Source organism: Limosilactobacillus portuensis (assembly GCF_028607025.1).
Lineage (GTDB): Bacteria > Bacillota > Bacilli > Lactobacillales > Lactobacillaceae > Limosilactobacillus > Limosilactobacillus portuensis.
In genome coordinates this window covers 1580100-1597469 of record NZ_CP117296.1, presented here as the reverse complement: position 1 = coordinate 1597469, position 17370 = coordinate 1580100, and the positions used below count along the sequence as shown (strand labels likewise).

General features: G+C 40.8%; 17 protein-coding genes. 13 read left to right on the top strand and 4 right to left on the bottom strand.

Going from position 1 to position 17370, the window contains the following annotated elements; all coding sequences use genetic code 11:
* Positions 1 to 213 precede the first annotated feature (213 nt).
* From yidA to PRK60_RS08215, 3 genes are read right to left on the bottom strand one after another with little or no spacing between them, the layout of a single operon-like run.
* Positions 214 to 1035: a sugar-phosphatase gene (gene yidA / locus PRK60_RS08225; protein WP_273645959.1), complete on the bottom strand. Its 822-nt coding sequence runs from the start codon at positions 1033 to 1035 to the stop codon at positions 214 to 216.
* On the bottom strand, positions 1032 to 2399 hold the full coding sequence (locus PRK60_RS08220) for an HD domain-containing protein (protein WP_102168283.1): 1368 nt from the start codon (positions 2397 to 2399) through the stop codon (positions 1032 to 1034). Before PRK60_RS08220 ends, yidA begins: the two co-directional genes overlap by 4 nt.
* Before the next feature lie 4 nt (positions 2400 to 2403).
* A complete protein-coding gene (locus tag PRK60_RS08215; protein ID WP_102168284.1) occupies positions 2404 to 3228 on the bottom strand; it encodes a lipoate--protein ligase family protein in 825 nt (274 codons plus the stop codon).
* Positions 3229 to 3376: 148 nt separating this feature from the next.
* On the opposite strand from PRK60_RS08215, the gene PRK60_RS08210 reads away from it, so the two are divergent.
* The 8 genes from PRK60_RS08210 (at position 3377) to PRK60_RS08175 (ending at position 11140) form a co-directional block, all read left to right on the top strand.
* Positions 3377 to 3787, top strand: coding sequence for a YwiB family protein (locus tag PRK60_RS08210; RefSeq protein WP_219721719.1), 411 nt, complete (start codon positions 3377 to 3379; stop codon positions 3785 to 3787).
* Between the two features lie 44 nt (positions 3788 to 3831).
* Positions 3832 to 4383, top strand: a complete 552-nt coding sequence (rpoE, locus tag PRK60_RS08205) for a DNA-directed RNA polymerase subunit delta (protein ID WP_273645958.1) — start codon at positions 3832 to 3834, stop codon at positions 4381 to 4383.
* A gap of 173 nt (positions 4384 to 4556) precedes the next feature.
* Positions 4557 to 6167, top strand: coding sequence for a CTP synthase (locus PRK60_RS08200; protein WP_273645957.1), 1611 nt, complete (start codon positions 4557 to 4559; stop codon positions 6165 to 6167).
* Between the two features lie 236 nt (positions 6168 to 6403).
* Positions 6404 to 7678: a UDP-N-acetylglucosamine 1-carboxyvinyltransferase gene (locus PRK60_RS08195; protein ID WP_148444472.1), complete on the top strand. Its 1275-nt coding sequence runs from the start codon at positions 6404 to 6406 to the stop codon at positions 7676 to 7678.
* Positions 7679 to 7774: 96 nt separating this feature from the next.
* On the top strand, positions 7775 to 8020 hold the full coding sequence (locus tag PRK60_RS08190; RefSeq protein WP_003717829.1) for a type B 50S ribosomal protein L31: 246 nt from the start codon (positions 7775 to 7777) through the stop codon (positions 8018 to 8020).
* 134 nt (positions 8021 to 8154) lie between these two features.
* Complete coding sequence (locus PRK60_RS08185; protein WP_273645956.1) at positions 8155 to 9465, top strand: PTS transporter subunit EIIC; 1311 nt, start codon at positions 8155 to 8157, stop codon at positions 9463 to 9465.
* Positions 9458 to 10357, top strand: a complete 900-nt coding sequence (locus PRK60_RS08180) for an alpha/beta hydrolase (protein ID WP_102168290.1) — start codon at positions 9458 to 9460, stop codon at positions 10355 to 10357. The genes PRK60_RS08185 and PRK60_RS08180 overlap by 8 nt, the downstream gene beginning before the upstream one ends.
* A gap of 69 nt (positions 10358 to 10426) precedes the next feature.
* Positions 10427 to 11140: a class A sortase gene (locus tag PRK60_RS08175; RefSeq protein ID WP_273645955.1), complete on the top strand. Its 714-nt coding sequence runs from the start codon at positions 10427 to 10429 to the stop codon at positions 11138 to 11140.
* Positions 11141 to 11542: 402 nt separating this feature from the next.
* Here the strand turns inward: PRK60_RS08175 and PRK60_RS08170 are convergent, their stop codons facing one another.
* Entirely contained in the window at positions 11543 to 12013 is a 471-nt protein-coding gene (locus PRK60_RS08170) for a low molecular weight protein-tyrosine-phosphatase (RefSeq protein ID WP_273645954.1), read from the bottom strand.
* Between the two features lie 139 nt (positions 12014 to 12152).
* Here PRK60_RS08170 and PRK60_RS08165 point away from each other — a divergent pair, with 139 nt between their 5' ends.
* From PRK60_RS08165 to PRK60_RS08145, 5 genes are all read left to right on the top strand, one after another.
* Positions 12153 to 12716, top strand: a complete 564-nt coding sequence (locus PRK60_RS08165) for a LemA family protein (RefSeq protein WP_102168293.1) — start codon at positions 12153 to 12155, stop codon at positions 12714 to 12716.
* Between the two features lie 10 nt (positions 12717 to 12726).
* Positions 12727 to 13626: a zinc metalloprotease HtpX gene (htpX, locus tag PRK60_RS08160; RefSeq protein WP_102168294.1), complete on the top strand. Its 900-nt coding sequence runs from the start codon at positions 12727 to 12729 to the stop codon at positions 13624 to 13626.
* A gap of 221 nt (positions 13627 to 13847) precedes the next feature.
* Positions 13848 to 15230: a UDP-N-acetylmuramoyl-tripeptide--D-alanyl-D-alanine ligase gene (locus PRK60_RS08155; RefSeq protein ID WP_148444471.1), complete on the top strand. Its 1383-nt coding sequence runs from the start codon at positions 13848 to 13850 to the stop codon at positions 15228 to 15230.
* A gap of 64 nt (positions 15231 to 15294) precedes the next feature.
* A complete protein-coding gene (locus PRK60_RS08150) occupies positions 15295 to 16800 on the top strand; it encodes a degradosome RNA helicase CshA (RefSeq protein ID WP_273645953.1) in 1506 nt (501 codons plus the stop codon).
* Between the two features lie 347 nt (positions 16801 to 17147).
* Entirely contained in the window at positions 17148 to 17369 is a 222-nt protein-coding gene (locus PRK60_RS08145) for a YSIRK-type signal peptide-containing protein (protein ID WP_191912420.1), read from the top strand.
* The last annotated feature ends 1 nt before the right edge of the window (position 17370 follow it).

Sequence of the window (17370 nt, the reverse complement as noted above, 5' to 3'; positions counted from 1 at the left end):
AGAACGATGAATGATGGTGAAATCATCAGAATTGTTCGTAGCCGAATAGGCTTGCTTCGCTGCGTTAGGCTCGAGTCCCTCAGTTATGATACGAAGTGAGCCTATTTGGATTCCCGCGATTAGACTCTATAGGTTCGGAGAGCGCTAAATATGGAAAGAGGATGAAAAAACGCTTAGTTTTTTCCATCCCCGTGCTTATTTTTTCAACTTTGCTTAACGTAAAACGTACTTTTCGACCGCCTTGCCGACACCATCATTATTATTAGTGTCAGTAATTACATCAGCGACTGCCTTAGTTTCGGGAACGGCATTTCCCATTGCTACACCAATTCCGGCATATTCAATCATTGAATTATCGTTTTGAGCATTTCCAAGAGCCATCACTTCGTCTTGCTTAATGCCGAGCTCTTCACTCAATGCTTTAAGGGTACTTCCCTTACTTACCCGGTGGTTAATAATTTCTAGGTAAAAGTCTTCACTGCGAATAACCGTAAATCGATTGCCAAACTCCTGAATAAACTTAGCTTGGATTCGATCTAACTCTTCCTTATTGCCCAACATCATTCCCTTGGCAAGGACATACTGGTCTTGCGTATGTGCCATTTCATCAAGTGAACGGACACGAACAGGCATACTTACTAGGTCGGATTCGTGGATCGTCCATGGACTAAGGTCACGGTTAGTCGTGTAGATATAATCACGAGATTCAAATTGTGATTTAACATTGTTCTTGGTGCAAAAAGATTGCCAGTCAATGTAATCGTCAAAGGATAACGTATAGTTAACGAGGACTCTTTCATTAGTTGATTGAGCGAGAGCACCGTTAAAACTAATTACGTATTCGTCATCCTGGTGGTTTGAGCCGAGTTCTGTAAGGTAAGCATTAACTCCAGTCATCGGCCGACCGGTACAAAGAACGACTTTAACCCCTTGCTGCTTAGCGGCTTCGAGGGCTTCTTTAGTTTTAGGGGTAATTTGTCGCTGGTCGTTAATCAGGGTTGCGTCAATATCAATTGCTACTAGTTTAATGGTCATTGTTTACGCTCCTTTGGGTTAATAATGTGGTTATTTTGAATATAACTTTGAAATTCTTCATAGATTGGCTCAAAGATTTCAATATCTTGGTGTTCATTAAGCATTTCTTTAGGAAAGAAGAATCGTTGGTCTCCAGCTTCTTTGCCAGAAACACTTGCTACAAGCGTGCTAACCTGTGACAGTTCGATTAAGTTGCCGTTTGGCTGGATTAATTCAATTTGAGTTTGTGGATTTGAATTTTGCGGGTTATAAGTATCGTAAGGAAGCTTAAAACTATCATTAATAGCGGTGTAGTAATCACTATTGAATCCTGCCGTTTGGATTAGCTTCCGCAACTTTGGCAAAAGTGGCTTGGATTTCTCATCGTACAAGGCAGACTTCAGTGGTCGTCGGTTGAGAAACCTTCTAGCGAGGTCATTAAGGATCTCATCTCGTGAGTGAGTCCAATGATTAAAGTAGGTAGTAAGAACACCGTCATCAAGAGCAAGGTAGTCGTCCAACGTGAATCGATTATTGAAAAATGGCATCAACATATAGGGAGTGAATTCTGGTTCAAATTCACTGGGGTGCTGGTAAATATACTTGGCCCGTTTTAAAAGGTGGTCAAGAATTACTTCCATTGAGCGAGAAACGGGATGGAAATAAATCTGAAGGTACATTTGCAACCGGCTGATAATATAGTCCTCAACCGCGTGCATCCCTGAAATATCAAAGGCAATTCCGCTCTTAATAGGCCGCATCATGAGGAGAACCCGGTCGAGATCGAATTTACCATAATTAGTTCCGGTATAGTAGGAATCCCGTTGTAAATAATCCATTCGATCTGCGTCAACCTGACTGGAAATCATTTGAACAACTTGGGGGTTATGATAAGTATGATCGATTACGCTCGCAACTTCTTCTGGGAAAGTTGGGGAAACCCGGCTTAGAATTCGGTTAACATTGGTTGACGAGCTAGTAATAATTTCCCGGGTAATTGCCTCATGATCCGTATGAAAAATATGTTCGAAAGTGTGGGAATAGGGGCCGTGACCAAGATCGTGCAAGAGGGCTGCACAAAGCGCAACGGGACGTTCTCGGTCGTCCCAGAGGCCATCACCAGATTTGCGAGTTGGGTAATTTCTTTGAAACCTGTTGCACATTCTTCGTGTGATTTCATAAACCCCTAAGCAGTGACCAAACCGGGAATGTTCTGCACCGTGAAAAGTGAGCGAGGAAGTTCCCAATTGTTTGATCCGCCGTAATCGCTGGAACTCTGGAGTATTAATTAAGTCGAGCAGGATCTGGTTATCGACAATGATTTGCCCATGAATCGGGTCCCGAAAGACTTTTTCTTTAGCTAATTGTTCATCCTGAAAGGACATTTATTTATTCCTCCTCCTGAAGGCGTTCTTGAAGACGGGTGATTGTTGATAATTCTTGGCCTAGGTACTGGATAAATTCCCGTGACCACATTGCTTGCCGTAATTGTTGTTCTCCGCGGTCGGCAAAAACATTTAACAGGCGTTGCCTAGCGTCGTTGAGACTTAATGGTTTGCCAAGCAGTTCTTCTAGGGTGGTCATTGATGTTGGCCAAATATCTGGGAAGTGCCACTTGTTCTCTTCGCCTTGTAGTCCCTTGGTATAGAAATCGCGGATTACTTCTCCCCGTAACATTTGAGGACCATTGACACTAAGGTACAGCATCACAACTACTCCTGATTTGTTCCGGCGTTGGGACATTCCACCAATTTTTTGCCCATTAACGCTAAGATCAAAGGTTCCGGGACAGTATGAATGGGTGATTTCGCCAGTTTTAATTGTCAGTTCAGGATAGGCAGCGCTAACCACATCGGTCATTACTTGGTAGGCTTCATCAATTTTAAGCTCATCGCCAATGACGTGCCATGGAAGGAAAATAGAAAAATTGAGGATCCCAGAGTCACTGGCAACGGCAAGACCACCTGAATTACGAATAAAATAGTGCAGTCCTTTATTAGAAAGGTAGTTTAATGCGGTGGAAAGGTATGGAAGTCGCTGATCCTTTAATCCTAAAATAATCGTGTCTTCTAGTGTCCAGAAATGAAGAACGGGGGATGCTAATTGATCGCTGGCGCGGAGGATCGCATTAGTATATGTAAATGAAGAAAGATTATTTGCTGGTTTTAATGGTTGGTCAAAGAGCTCAACGTGTTGGTTTGAAATGTTAATCATAATTAATTCTTCTTTTCTATAAATACTGGTATTATTTAACATTTTCATTATACTAAACTAGGTTGAATAATAACATTCAGAGACAAAAAACAGTTATAATCAGGGCAAGATATTTAATAAATGGGAGGTCCTTAGTATCAAACGTGTAGTGCCAGTTCATATTCAATTAACGACCACGATGGAACAAGATGGTCAGCGTGATCAATACCATTTTGACGAACAGGGACAATTTGTTGAATTAAATGGTAAGTATTATCTGCGCTATCAGGAACATCAAGACGGAACAGCTACTCCGGTTCAGTTTCGCCTTGGAACGGACCAGCTTCACTTAAGGCGAAGCGGTATCCGGGAAACAGACTTTGAATTTCAATTATCAGCACCGACAAAAACCCGTTACCGAACAGAATATGGGATTATTGGAATGCTGGTTACAACAAACCGGTTAGCGGTAGAATTTGATCCACAAGACGTTAATGGTTCAATCAATTTGGAATATCAATTAACCGCGAATGAACAATTAATTGGAACTTACCAAGTTCAATTGCAATTTGCAGCCTAGCATTGTATACTGTAATTTAGACTTTTGAAGGGATGTGCACCAATTTGGATTTAAAGATTTTTGACGGCCAAGACAAATCAGAACTTTCAATGATCGAAGTTGCCCACGCTATTCTCGCACACCACGGCGAAGCAATGGCATTTGTTGATTTAACTAATGAAGTTCAACAATACCTTGGTAAGAGTGATGAAGAGATTCGTGAACGACTTTCTCAGTTTTACACTGATTTGAACATTGACGGCAGTTTTATCTCCCTCGGTGATAACACTTGGGGTCTGCGTGCATGGTACCCATACGAATCAATCGACGAAGCAACCGTTGGTGAAAATGAAGATGATGAAGAGGACGATCGTCCAAAGACAAAGCGTCGTAAGGTTAATGCCTTCTTAGCTGATTCTAACTCTGATGATGTTGTTATTGATTACGATAACGATGATCCTGAAGATGAAGATCTTGATGATCAGGATGATGACGATAACACAGATTATGATGATGACGACGATGATGACGATTACAGCGATGATGATGGCCTTGATGATGGTATTGAAGGTCAATTATCTGAGTTGCAAGACGACGATGACGATGATGAAGAATAATTTTTAATATTTTGTTCTTGACTATCTGATGCCGAGCCTGTATTATCTTTCTTGGGCGCCTGTGAATTACAGGTAATCGTTCGTTAAAATGTTGGCTCCCTGTTTCAGTAGAAATGGGGAGTCTTTTCTATATTATTAACCCCATTAAAAAACAAAAAGGAGAAAATTACGCGATGACTAAATACATTTTTGTAACCGGTGGAGTTGTATCATCACTAGGCAAGGGAATTGTTGCTGCTTCCCTGGGTCGCTTGTTAAAGAACCGTGGCTTAAAGGTTGCTATTCAAAAATTTGATCCATACATTAACGTTGATCCAGGAACCATGAGTCCATACCAACACGGTGAGGTTTTTGTTACTGATGATGGAACCGAAACTGATTTGGATTTAGGTCATTATGAACGGTTTATTGACAACGACTTAAACAAGTACTCAAACGTTACAACTGGGAAGATTTACTCTGAAGTATTACGGAAAGAACGTCGTGGTGATTACTTGGGTCGAACTGTTCAAGTTATTCCACACATTACTAACGCAATCAAGGATAAAATTAAGCGTGCGGGTGAAAGTACTGACGCTGAAGTTGTTATTACCGAAATTGGTGGAACCGTTGGTGATATTGAATCACAACCATTTATGGAAGCTATTCGCCAAATGAAGGAAGAAGTCGGCGATGACAATGTTTTATACATTCACACGACCTTAGTTCCATACCTTCGGGCAGCTGGTGAAATGAAGACAAAGCCAACCCAGCACAGTGTTCGTGAATTACGTGGCTTAGGAATTCAGCCAAACATCCTGGTTGTTCGGACCGAAAAACCAATCACTGATGAAATGCGGACCAAGATTGCCCTATTCTGTGATGTTGATCCTAAAGCCGTAATTGAATCAATGGATGTAAATACGTTATACGAAATTCCATTAAACCTTCAAAAACAAGGGATGGATCAATTAGTAGTTGATCACTTTGGCCTTGATTGCCCAGTTGCTGACATGCGTGAATGGACCGATATGGTAAACCACATCGAAAATGATTTGAAGAAGACCGTTAAGATTGCCATGGTTGGTAAGTACACTGACCTCCAAGATGCATACATCTCCGTTAACGAAGCTCTTCGTCATGCTGGTTACCCAGTTGATGCTAAGGTTGATATTGATCACTTTAATGCTGAAAACATTAATTCAGAGAATGTTGCTGATACCCTTAAGGATTATGATGGGATCCTTGTTCCAGGTGGTTTCGGTAGTCGAGGCATTGAAGGAATGATTACTGCAATTAAGTATGCTCGTGAAAACGATGTCCCTTACTTGGGAATCTGCCTTGGGATGCAAACTGCATGTATTGAGTTTGCCCGTGATGTCCTTGGTTATAAGGATGCAAACTCAACTGAATTTGATCCAAACACTGAGCACAACATTATCGACTTGATGTCTGATCAGGAAGACGTTGAAGATATGGGAGGTACTCAACGGTTAGGTGCTTACCCATGTAAGTTGAAGCCAGGAACTGTTGCAGCTGCAGCTTACGATAACCGAAAGATGATTAGTCAACGGCACCGTCATCGTTACGAATTTAACAATGATTACCGTCAAGAGATGGAGGATCACGGCCTGGTTGTTTCAGGGGTTAACCCAGACCGGAACTTAGTTGAAGTTGTTGAATTGCCAGAGAAGAAATTCTTTGTTGCTGCTCAATATCACCCAGAATTTAAGTCACGGCCAAACCACCCAGAAGGTTTATTTAAGGCATTTGTTAAGGCTGCTGTTGAAAATAAGAATAATTAATTTCTTTTAACTGCTCTCAGGATAGGGATGAGAATTATGACTTATCTTGAGAGCTTTTTTTGCGAAAAAAACCAGCTTTCAAAATTGTTTAAGATTGCCTGCAAAAGGTTGTAATTTGTTAAATTATTAATTATTATTGTTATTGATTGTTTTGTTTGAGAAACAAACAATGTTTAGCTAAAATTAAATTAAAAATATTATAAAATCATAGAAATTTTAAGTGAGGAAACACGGACATGAAAAGAATGATCATTCAAGGAGGAAACCGACTCTCGGGCGAAGTTACGATCGGTGGTGCCAAGAACAGTACTGTTGCTTTGATCCCAGCAGCAATTTTAGCTGATACTCCAGTTGAATTTGATACTGTTCCAGATATCTTGGATGTTCACAACTTAATGATCATCTTGGAATCGATGAACGTTAAATCATCATTCACTCACGGATTTTTGGAAATCGATCCGACTCAGATCATTGAAGCTGAACTTCCAAGTAAGGCAATTAAGAGTTTGCGGGCTTCTTATTACTTTATGGGTGCTCTTTTAGGACGCTTCCATCGGGCAACGTTGACATTCCCTGGTGGAGATAATATTGGACCACGACCAATTGATCAGCACCTGAAAGCATTTAAGGCATTAGGCGCTTCTGTTAGTGAAAACAACGGAACCGTTCATTTGGACGCACCAAATGGTCTTCACGGTACCCGGATTTTCTTAGATATGGTATCGGTTGGGGCAACGATTAATACCATTTTAGCTTCTGTTCGCGCGGAAGGAACAACCGTGATTGAAAACGCCGCGAAAGAACCTGAAATTATTGATTTAGCAACCTTCTTAAACAATATGGGTGCCCAAATTCGTGGTGCTGGAACGGACACAATTCGGATTAACGGGGTAGACACTTTACAATCAATGAATACTCATACTATCATTGCTGACCGGATTGAATCAGGAACTTACTTAGCAATGGCAGCAGCGGTTGGTGATGGTGTAATGGTTCATAACGTCATTCCAGAACACCTAGAATCATTTACCAGTAAGATGATTGAAATGGGCGTCGACTTGCAAATTGATAGCGATAAAATCTATGTTCCGCGAGTTAAGCAACTCAAAGCAATTCACGTTAAGACGATGCCGTTCCCTGGATTTGCAACTGATTTGCAACAACCGCTTACGCCATTGATGTCGCTTGCGGAAGGTGATAGTACAGTTGTTGATACAATTTATCCAAAGCGGGTTAAGCATATTCCTGAATTACAAAAGATGGGAATGAAGATTGAAGTACATGACGGAATGATCGTTATTAAACATACTGATCAGCTTCATGGTGCGGAAGTTTCTGCTGGGGAAATCCGGGCCGGAGCTTCGCTAACAATTGCCGGCTTAATGGCGGAAGGCACAACGGTCATTAACAATGCTGGAAATATCCTTCGTGGTTATGACCGAATTGTTTGGAAGCTAAACCGGTTGGGTGCAAAAGTATCTATCGAAGATGACAGCTCAGTAAAAATCTAATTGTCTATTGCATCGATAATGGATCCATGTTATTCTGTTAGGGTTGATTATCTATGTTTCAGGCAATGATTCATGGCAAAAGGAGCGTAATAAATTATGAAACAAGGAATTCATCCAGATTATCATCCAGTAGTATTCCAAGATGCATCTACTGGTTACAAGTTTCTCTCAGGTTCTACTGTAACCTCAAGCGAAACTATCAAGTGGGAAGACGGTAATGAATACCCATTAGTACGGGTTGAAGTTACTTCTGATTCACACCCATTCTACACTGGTAAGCAAAAGTTTACTCAAGCAGATGGTGCTGTGGACAAGTTCAACAAGAAGTACGGTCTCAAGTAAGACATACTTTATTTATTCAAAAAGGCGTTGGGAGTTCCCAACGTCTTTTTTCTTTAAAATTACTAAATAGGATTAACAAAAGTAACACTACGGTAGGTATAATAAAGCTAGTTTTTAAAAGGAATGATGACTAGATGATTCGTCGCTTAATAAAGATAATAATGAAGCTAAATAACTGCTCGTTTTTTCGGGTAGTTCGTCAGACTTTATCAATGCTATTTCCATTCGCATTACTTGGTTCGTTTTCACAGATGATATATCGAACTTTTCTTAGTCAAGATAGTCTATTTTATAATGTGGCTTACCTTGGTGTTTGGGTTCCAGAATGGATCATGACAAATCTACAAGCTGCTTTTATCGGAGTTAGTAAGATTACGTTTAACTTGTTTGGGATTTTAGTTGCCTATGCTGCCGCAAAATATACTGCAAGAATCTACCATCGTGATTCGCAGCTAGCTGGGGCAACGGGAATTATTGTTATTTTAATTATCGCCTTTCGCTATGATCACGCACCAGTGGATCGAGCAATTGCCTTCAATTGGCGTCTTCTCGGAACGCAGAGTTTATTGATTGCCTTGATTGTGGGTTACGCGATTGGGCAAATCTATCACTGGTTAGGAATCGAACGTAACTTTCAGAAGACCAACCAAATTATCAGTGTTCGTGAACGGTCGCTTTATGCAATGAAGCCATTGGTAGCCTCCGTTGTATTAGCAATTATCTTTACTTATATTTTAAACTTTAGCTGGTTAAGTAAAGTATTACGGGGCGTTTATTCACAAATGGTAACAGTAGGGCACAACAATCAAGGGATTCTCCTGACGATTGCTGGAACTACTTTGGTAACAATTTTTGACTGGTTAGGTTTAGGGAACGTTGCTAACTCGGGTGCAATCTTAAGCGGTGGGCCGTTTGCTAGTAACCTGAGCTATGCTTTGCGGCATGGCTCCTCATGGAATGTTCCTTACCCGTTTTTCGGGGGTTCATTGTATAATTCATTCGCTAATTTTGGTGGCAACGGACTGTTACTTGCTCTTACAGTGGCCATTATTATTACTTCGCGAAGCCAGGGACAACACCAAGTTGCTCGGTGGACACTGCTACCAACACTTTTTAATTCAGAATATGCAGCGATGATTGGCTTACCGATTATTATGAACCCGCTTTACCTCTTGCCGATTTTAATATTACCAGTTGTCAATATTTTAATTGCTGCGGGAGCAATTGCGATTCATTTAATCCCACCAACTCCATATCCTGTTCTGGTAGGGACGCCAGGGCCACTGATTAGCTTTGTTGCTAGTAATGGTAATTGGTGGGTACTGATTTTTACATTAGCGCTATTTGTCTTGGATGTATGGTGTTTCATTCCATTTGTTAAAATTATTGATCACTTTGATAAAGAATTATACTTAGACTCTTCGGAGGTGGACTACTATGGTTAAAAATGAAGGAAGTCTCCGGAAAAAGAGTCGTCGCATTTTAATATCAATCATTATTGTTTTAGTCCTGATTGCCCTACCAACTTATTTCTGGATGAAGCATACTAACCGCTATTTAGCTCTTCAAGAAAAGTCACGAATGTCCCCGGTAATTATGGTTCCAGGCAGTTCTGCAACGAAGGAACGGTTTAATCAGTTGATTGAGCTTTTGAATAAGAATACTGATAAAAAACATAGTGTTTTGAAACTGGAAGTATATAACAATGGCAAGATTAGTTACAACGGAACGATTGCCCGAAATGATAACGAACCATTTATTATTATTAGTTTTGAAAATAATAAGGACGGTCTTTCAAACATCAAGAAACAAGCAGCAATGCTAAACGATGCATTTGATGAATTGACCGATCAGTATTACTTTAATAACTTTAAGGCGTTTGGTCATTCAAATGGTGGATTAATCTGGACGTATTGGTTAGAACACTATTACGCTAACTATCAGGATAATATTAAAATTAAAAGTTTAATGACTCTCGGAACACCATATAACTTTGCTGAAAAGTCGATTCAAACGCCTACTCAAATGTTCACGGAATTAATAAAGTATCGTGATAAGTTACCGAAAACGTTAAATGTCTTTTCTATTGCCGGGACGGAAAATTATGATTCTGATGGTTTGGTTCCAGAGGAAAGTGTTCAAGCAGGGAAGTATATTTTTCAAAAACAGGTTGCTCATTATACGGCGATGACAGTAACCGGTGATGAGGCGCAACACTCTGATTTGCCCCAAAATAAGCAAATCGTTAAGATGATTGAGGAGTACCTCCTTGATGGCCGAAATCCAAATAATCCGGTAAATAGGAACGACGGAAGTAGGAAGAACAGTGATAATTAAAGTTTCTGTTCAAAAGATGGAAAACAGGTTATACTATGTCTATCTAATTGAACAAGAGGGATAAGTAGGATGAAACAACAAAAAAAATCACGGGGATGGCTGCGCTGGACCGCAGTAGTTATCTTGCTATTAATTGCGGTAGTTCTCATTTTTAACCAGCAAATTAAGTATTACTTAACTGAAAGTTATCAACCGCAGATCACTCGTCAAGCAATTAAAGAGAATCAAAGTAAGCAAAGCAGTGCTAACTACGATTATAGCAATGCACAGGATCTAAGCTTACAGACCGTTGCAAGAGCACGAGCAAAGAAACAACCAATTAACATTATTGGTGAGATTACTGTGCCAGCAATTGACATGACGATTCCGATTGCTAATGGTGTTGATAACACAACGTTAGCTTTAGCAACCGGAACGTTACGGCCAAACATGAAAATGGGGGAAGGTAACTATGCGTTGGCCGGTCATAATATGGCTAATGGTAGTAAGGTTCTGTTCTCTCCCCTGTATTCTAAATCTAAGGTTGGTCAAAAAGTGTACATTACTGACTTGAAGAACATTTATGAATACAAAATTTATGAACGGAAGATTATCTCGCCTTCACAGGTTGAGGTAGTTAATAATACCAAGAATAAGATTATTACTCTGATTACTTGTGATGAAACCGGTGCTCGCCGATTAATGGTTCGCGGTAGCTTTGTTAAGAAGATGCCATTTAATGAAGCCCCTCAGCAAGTACAGCATAATTTTAGCAGTAAGTATACGACAGGAAGAAATTCATAAATAAAAAGGATGCATGACAGAAATCGTTAATGACTTCTACCATGCATCCTTTTAATTTTTCGAGAACCTTGAGCTAATGACGGTTCTACTGTAATTTAGTCGAAACGTGCTCGCACTAACCTTCCTCGAGCTAACGTTCTACTGCAACTTAGTCAAGAACTGCTCGTCAGGAGAAATTGCTAGCTTTCTGGAAACTCTTTGGGACGAAGGCACTCTATTTTTCAACCTTTTTTGCTTCATCCATTGCCTTCATTAATGAAGGGTTCTTTGAATGACAGTCCTTGATCATTTGGTAATCTTCTTCGTTTAATTCAACAACGTACTTTGTCATAATAATTGCCTCGCTTTCCATAAATCGTAACTATACTATACCACAAGAATCTAGCAATACTTGGTGGAAATTTACTGGGCTTTAATTTCATGACTTAGTTTCTTCAACCAGAACGGGAGGGCTTCAGCAAGGCTGTGGTAAGTGTCCTCAAAGCGGTGGGTATACCAAGGATCGGGAATTACTGTGCCTTCTTTTCCCGGAACAATGTCGTATACCTGGTAGATCTTATAACGATCGATCGCTGGGGCCATTCGCAAGAGGTTGCGTTTATTCATATCGTCCATGCAGATAATATAGTCAGCGGAGTCAAAGTCAGCTTTTGTGATGGGGCGGGAAACCAGACCGCTGGGATCTAAGTGATGGTGACGCATTGTCTTTTGTGCACCAGGATGAGGAGAATTGCCTTCTTCTTCATTGCTAGTGGCCGCGGAATCAATTTCAATTTGGTCGCTTAAATGTTCTTGAGCAACCATTTGGCGGAACATTGCCTCTGCCATTGGAGAACGGCAGATATTGCCGAGACAGACAAAAATAATTTTCATTTTAACCACCTCATAGTTATCTTTCTTTCATCATACCGGATTTGCTAATTTTTTGCTAAATTGATGATTTAAGTATCGCTCTTAAATGATCAATTTGATATTATAATTGTTACTAAAAAATAATAGAGGAGGAAGAGAAATGGTAGCGACAATTGTTGTCATTGTAATTATTGTGTTACTAGTTGCTCTTTATGCTGGCCTGTACAACGGTCTAGTACAATTGCGGACTCATGCTCAGGAGTCCTGGAGTCAAATTGATGTTCAGCTCCAACGACGGAATGACTTAATTCCTAACTTGGTTTCAACGGTTAAGGGGTACAGTAAATACGAAGCAAGCACCTTAGAAAAGGTTACCCAGTTACGGAGCCAATTAGAAAATGTTCCAGATGATGATCACGCACAAAAAATGGCGGTTTCTAATGAATTGACAGGAACATTACGCTCCTTATTTGCGGTTGCTGAAAATTACCCTGACTTGAAGGCTAGTACCCAGTATCAATCATTAATGGAAGAGTTAAGCAACACTGAAAATAAGATTGCTTATTCTCGTCAACTGTACAATTCAACTGTTGCTAACTTGGATGCTAAGATTCAATCATTTCCAAGTAACATTGTTGCCAAAATTCATCATTTTAAGCAGATGGATTACCTTCAAGTGCCAAAGGAAACAAAAGAAGTACCAAAGGTTTCATTTGATAATTAGGTGATGCCTAATGTTATACCAACAAATAGCTAAAAATAAGCGAAAAACAATTTTTGTTTTGGCCGGGTTTTTAATTCTTGTAGCACTAATTGGTGCGGCAATTGGTTACCTATTTGCGGGAACAGCAGTAGGGGGAATTATAATTGCCGGAGTTCTGGCAGTAATTTATATGTCGGTCATGGTTAGCCAATCAACTGATGTAGTAATGAACATGAATAATGCTCAGGAAGTTCATTCGGCACAGGAAGCGCCTGAACTTTGGCATGTCGTTGAAGATATGGCAATGGTTGCTCAGGTTCCGATGCCACGGGTATTTATCATTAATGACCCAAGCCCTAATGCGTTTGCTACGGGAAATGATCCCCAACATTCTGCAGTTGCCGCGACGACAGGCCTTCTCCAAATAATGAACCGGGAAGAATTAGAGGGCGTGATGGGACACGAAATGAGTCACGTGCGCAACTATGATATTCGACTTCAAACAATTGCGCTCGCCCTGTCAGCAGCGATTACGGCTTTAGTTAATTTTGCCGGTAATTTCTGGTGGTTTGGCGGTGGGCGGAGGTCGGATGACGATGATGATAGTGCGATTGGTATTTTTGCCATCATTGGTTCGATTTTGTTAATTATCTTGGCTCCGTTAGCTGCTTCGATTGCTCAAATGGCATTATCGCGTAATCGAGAGTATTTAGCTGATGCTGGGGCCGTGGAGTTAACACGGAATCCTCATGGCTTGATTAGCGCGTTACAAAAACTGCAAAATGCGCAACCGATGAAGAACGTTGCACCAAGTAGTTCATCACTCTATATTAGTGATCCAGAACTTAACCGCCGTCATAAACGATTTGCGCACCTCTTTGACACTCATCCGCCCTTAGATGAACGGATTGCACGATTAGAGGAGATGTAAGAAACTAAGGACCTGTGACATAAGTCCTATTACTTAGATAAAATACGAACAACATAGTCCACAAGTGAGTTCCAGAGTCTGGTAAAACCCTGGAGCTCTATTTTTATTTTCACGTCCCTGTTTTTTGCGGTAAATCAAGCTCTAAGTAGCTGACTCGTACTCTAATAGTGTGATATACTTAATAAGCTAGACTTAGATATAGGAGATAGAGGAGCTTTTCCATGAAAATGAAATTGGCCGAAATTGCGAAGGCAATCGGCGCAGAAAACAATATTGAACAATGGAAAGATGTTGAAATTACGAGTGTCGCCTTTGATAGTCGACAACTTGATTCAGGAGCATTATTTATTCCACTTCAAGGAGCCCAAGATGGCCACCAATATGTTGAGAGCGCTTTTGCAAACGGCGCAGTTGCAACTCTATGGGCAAGTGATCACGATGTAACAACGACAGAGGACCAACCAATTCTTGTCGTTGATGATCCGCTTGAATCATTACAACAGTTAAGTAAGTACTACTTACATAAAATTAACCCAATCGTTGTTGCGGTTACGGGGAGTAACGGTAAGACAACTACTAAGGATATGACCGCTTCAATCCTCAGTACCCAGTTGAACGTTACAAAGACCCACGCGAACTTCAATAATGAGATCGGGGTACCGGTAACCCTTTTGAACATGGAGTCCAGTACCGAGGTTGTTGTAGTTGAAATGGGGATGGATCGTCCTGGTCAGCTTGATTTCTTGAGTAAGTTAGTGTCCCCTGACTTTGCAGTAATAACAATGATTGGCGAGGCCCATATCGAATTCTTTGGGACACGGGACAAGATTGCTGATGCAAAGATGGAGATTGTTCATGGCTTAAAAGAAGATGGAACTTTCATTTTTAATGGTGATGAACCATTGCTTCAAGAACGCGCAGCTAATGTTGAACAACGTAAGGTTACATTTGGTCGCCAATTAACTGATGATTTCTACGCAACGAGTGTTAAACAGCACGAGACTTCAATCGACTTTAAGGTTAACGAATGGCCGGATGAGGAATTCACAATCCCAATGGTTGGTGAATACAATGTTAATAATGCATTAGCCGCAATTGCGGTTGGCAAACAGCTTCACATTACGCCAGCACACATTAAGAAAGCATTGAAGAATGTTGAACTAACTGAAAATCGTGCAGAGTGGGTTGACGGTGCTCAAGGGGAGAAAATTCTGAGTGACGTTTATAATTCTAACCCGACAGCTGCTAAGCAAGTCTTGAAGACGATTGAAGAATTGCCAACAGCTGGTAAGCGGATCGCTGTTTTGGGTGATATGCTTGAATTAGGGGATGCCTCAGCACGGCTTCATGCTAGTTTAGCCGCTAATATTGATCCTAAAAAGATCGAAGAAGTTTACCTTGTTGGTTCAGAGATGGAAAATCTTCGAAATGCCTTAGAAGAGCAGGACTACCCTGCTTCAGCAATTCACCATTATTCCACGACTGAATTGGACAAGCTAGTGGCAGAGTTACAGGCAACGATTAATGCCGATGATCTCGTATTATTAAAGGCTAGCCACGGGATTCACTTAGAGAAAGTTTTAGCTGAATTAACAACAAAATAGATAGCAAGACCAGCCGACAGACAGAGCTTGTTTAGTCGGCTGGTAATTTTTAGGAGGAACATATTTGAAGTTTAGTGAATTAGGATTGTCAGATAGTTTATTAAAGGCAATCAAACGGAGTGGTTATGAAGAAGCAACACCGATTCAAGAACAAACCATTCCAATGGTATTAAAGGGACAAGACGTAATTGGTCAAGCACAGACAGGTACAGGGAAAACAGTTGCGTTTGGGTTGCCAATTATTGAACACGTTGATACGGATAACCCTAATGTCCAAGCAATTATCATCTCGCCAACTCGGGAATTAGCGATCCAAACTCAAGAGGAACTATTCCGTTTAGGGAAAGATAAGCATGTTCGGGTGCAAGTTGTATACGGTGGGGCTGATATCCGTCGTCAGATCCGGAACTTAAAGCAACACCCGCAAATCCTTGTGGGGACGCCGGGACGACTCCGTGATCACCTGAACCGCCATACGGTAAAGCTAGACCACATTAAAACATTAGTGCTCGATGAAGCGGATGAAATGCTGAATATGGGATTTTTGGATGATATTGAAGCGATTATCAACCAAACACCTGCTGATCGGCAAACACTCTTATTCTCCGCCACAATGCCACCAGAAATTAAGAAGATCGGGGTTAAGTTTATGACTGACCCGACAATGGTGCGGATTAAAGCAAAGGAATTAACAACTGATTTAGTTGATCAATATTACGTTAAAGCTCGGGACTACGAAAAGTTTGATATTATGACTCGGCTGATTGATGTTCAGGATCCAGATCTTACCATTGTTTTTGGTCGGACTAAGCGCCGGGTTGATGAATTATCACGGGGGCTAATTGCTCGTGGCTATAATGCAGCCGGGATCCATGGTGATCTAAGTCAGGATCGCCGGACTAAGATCATGAAGCAATTCAAACGCGGTGAACTGGATATCCTTGTTGCAACCGATGTGGCAGCGCGGGGATTGGATATTTCAGGGGTGACCCACGTATACAACTACGATATTCCGTCAGATCCAGACAGCTATGTTCACCGAATTGGTCGGACTGGTCGTGCCGGACATCATGGTGTTTCGTTAACATTTGTTACACCAAATGAAATGGATTACCTGCGAGAAATCGAAAAATTAACCCGGGTTCGGATGCTCCCATTAAAGCCACCAACGGCCGAGGAAGCATTTAAGGGACAAGTTGCCAGTGCCTTTAATGATATTGATGAGTTGATTTCTCAAGATTCTACGGAACGTTACCAAGAGTCTGCAGAAAAGTTATTGGCAACTCACGATGCCACCGATTTGGTTGCTGCATTGCTGAATGAAATGACTAAGGAACCAGCTAGTGATGTGCCAGTCAAAATCACACCAGAACGGCCATTACCACGGCGGAATCACCGTAATGGGCGCTCAGGACATGGTTACCGTGGTCCACGTGAGCATCGCCATAACAACTATGGTGGTCATCGTCGCCATAACAACGGTGGTCGGAGTCGTTCCCGTCGTCACGATAATCATGGTAGTAATCATTCTAGTCGACATGCTTTTAATATCCGTCATCGGGAAGATTAGACTAGCTGAGATTTAAAATTTAAGGCAATTCAGAGATTTAGTTAAACTGATACCTCTGAATTGCTTTTTTTATTTAGGACTAATTGATAGTAAGTAAAGTTAATTGCTTATAAGTTACCAATAAGTTAAACTAATTGTGTAGTAATTTTGAAAAAATTTTTCGATTTACTAATCAGGAAAATGTTTATCAAAAGGAAATGAAATATAGGATAATCGATTGCTTTACGAAGAAAGTATAAATTAACTATTAGTTTATTGACTGATAGTATGATTAGTTAATCATAAGTAACTAATTTTGGAGTAAGTAATCGATTTTGTTGTAGTTAACAATTAGGGGAGGATATTCAATGGTATCAAAGAATAACCGGAAATTAATTGCAAGCAAGAATCGGAAGAACGAAAAACAGCGCTTTGGTTTACGGAAGCTTAATGTTGGTGTTGCTTCTGTCCTTTTAGGGGTAACATTCAGTGTATATGGCGGTGGACAACTAGTCGCTCACGCTGATACTACTAATGCCGGCGATCAGGCAGCTGACACCCAGAAAACCAATGAGGGGGGTCATCCTTAGT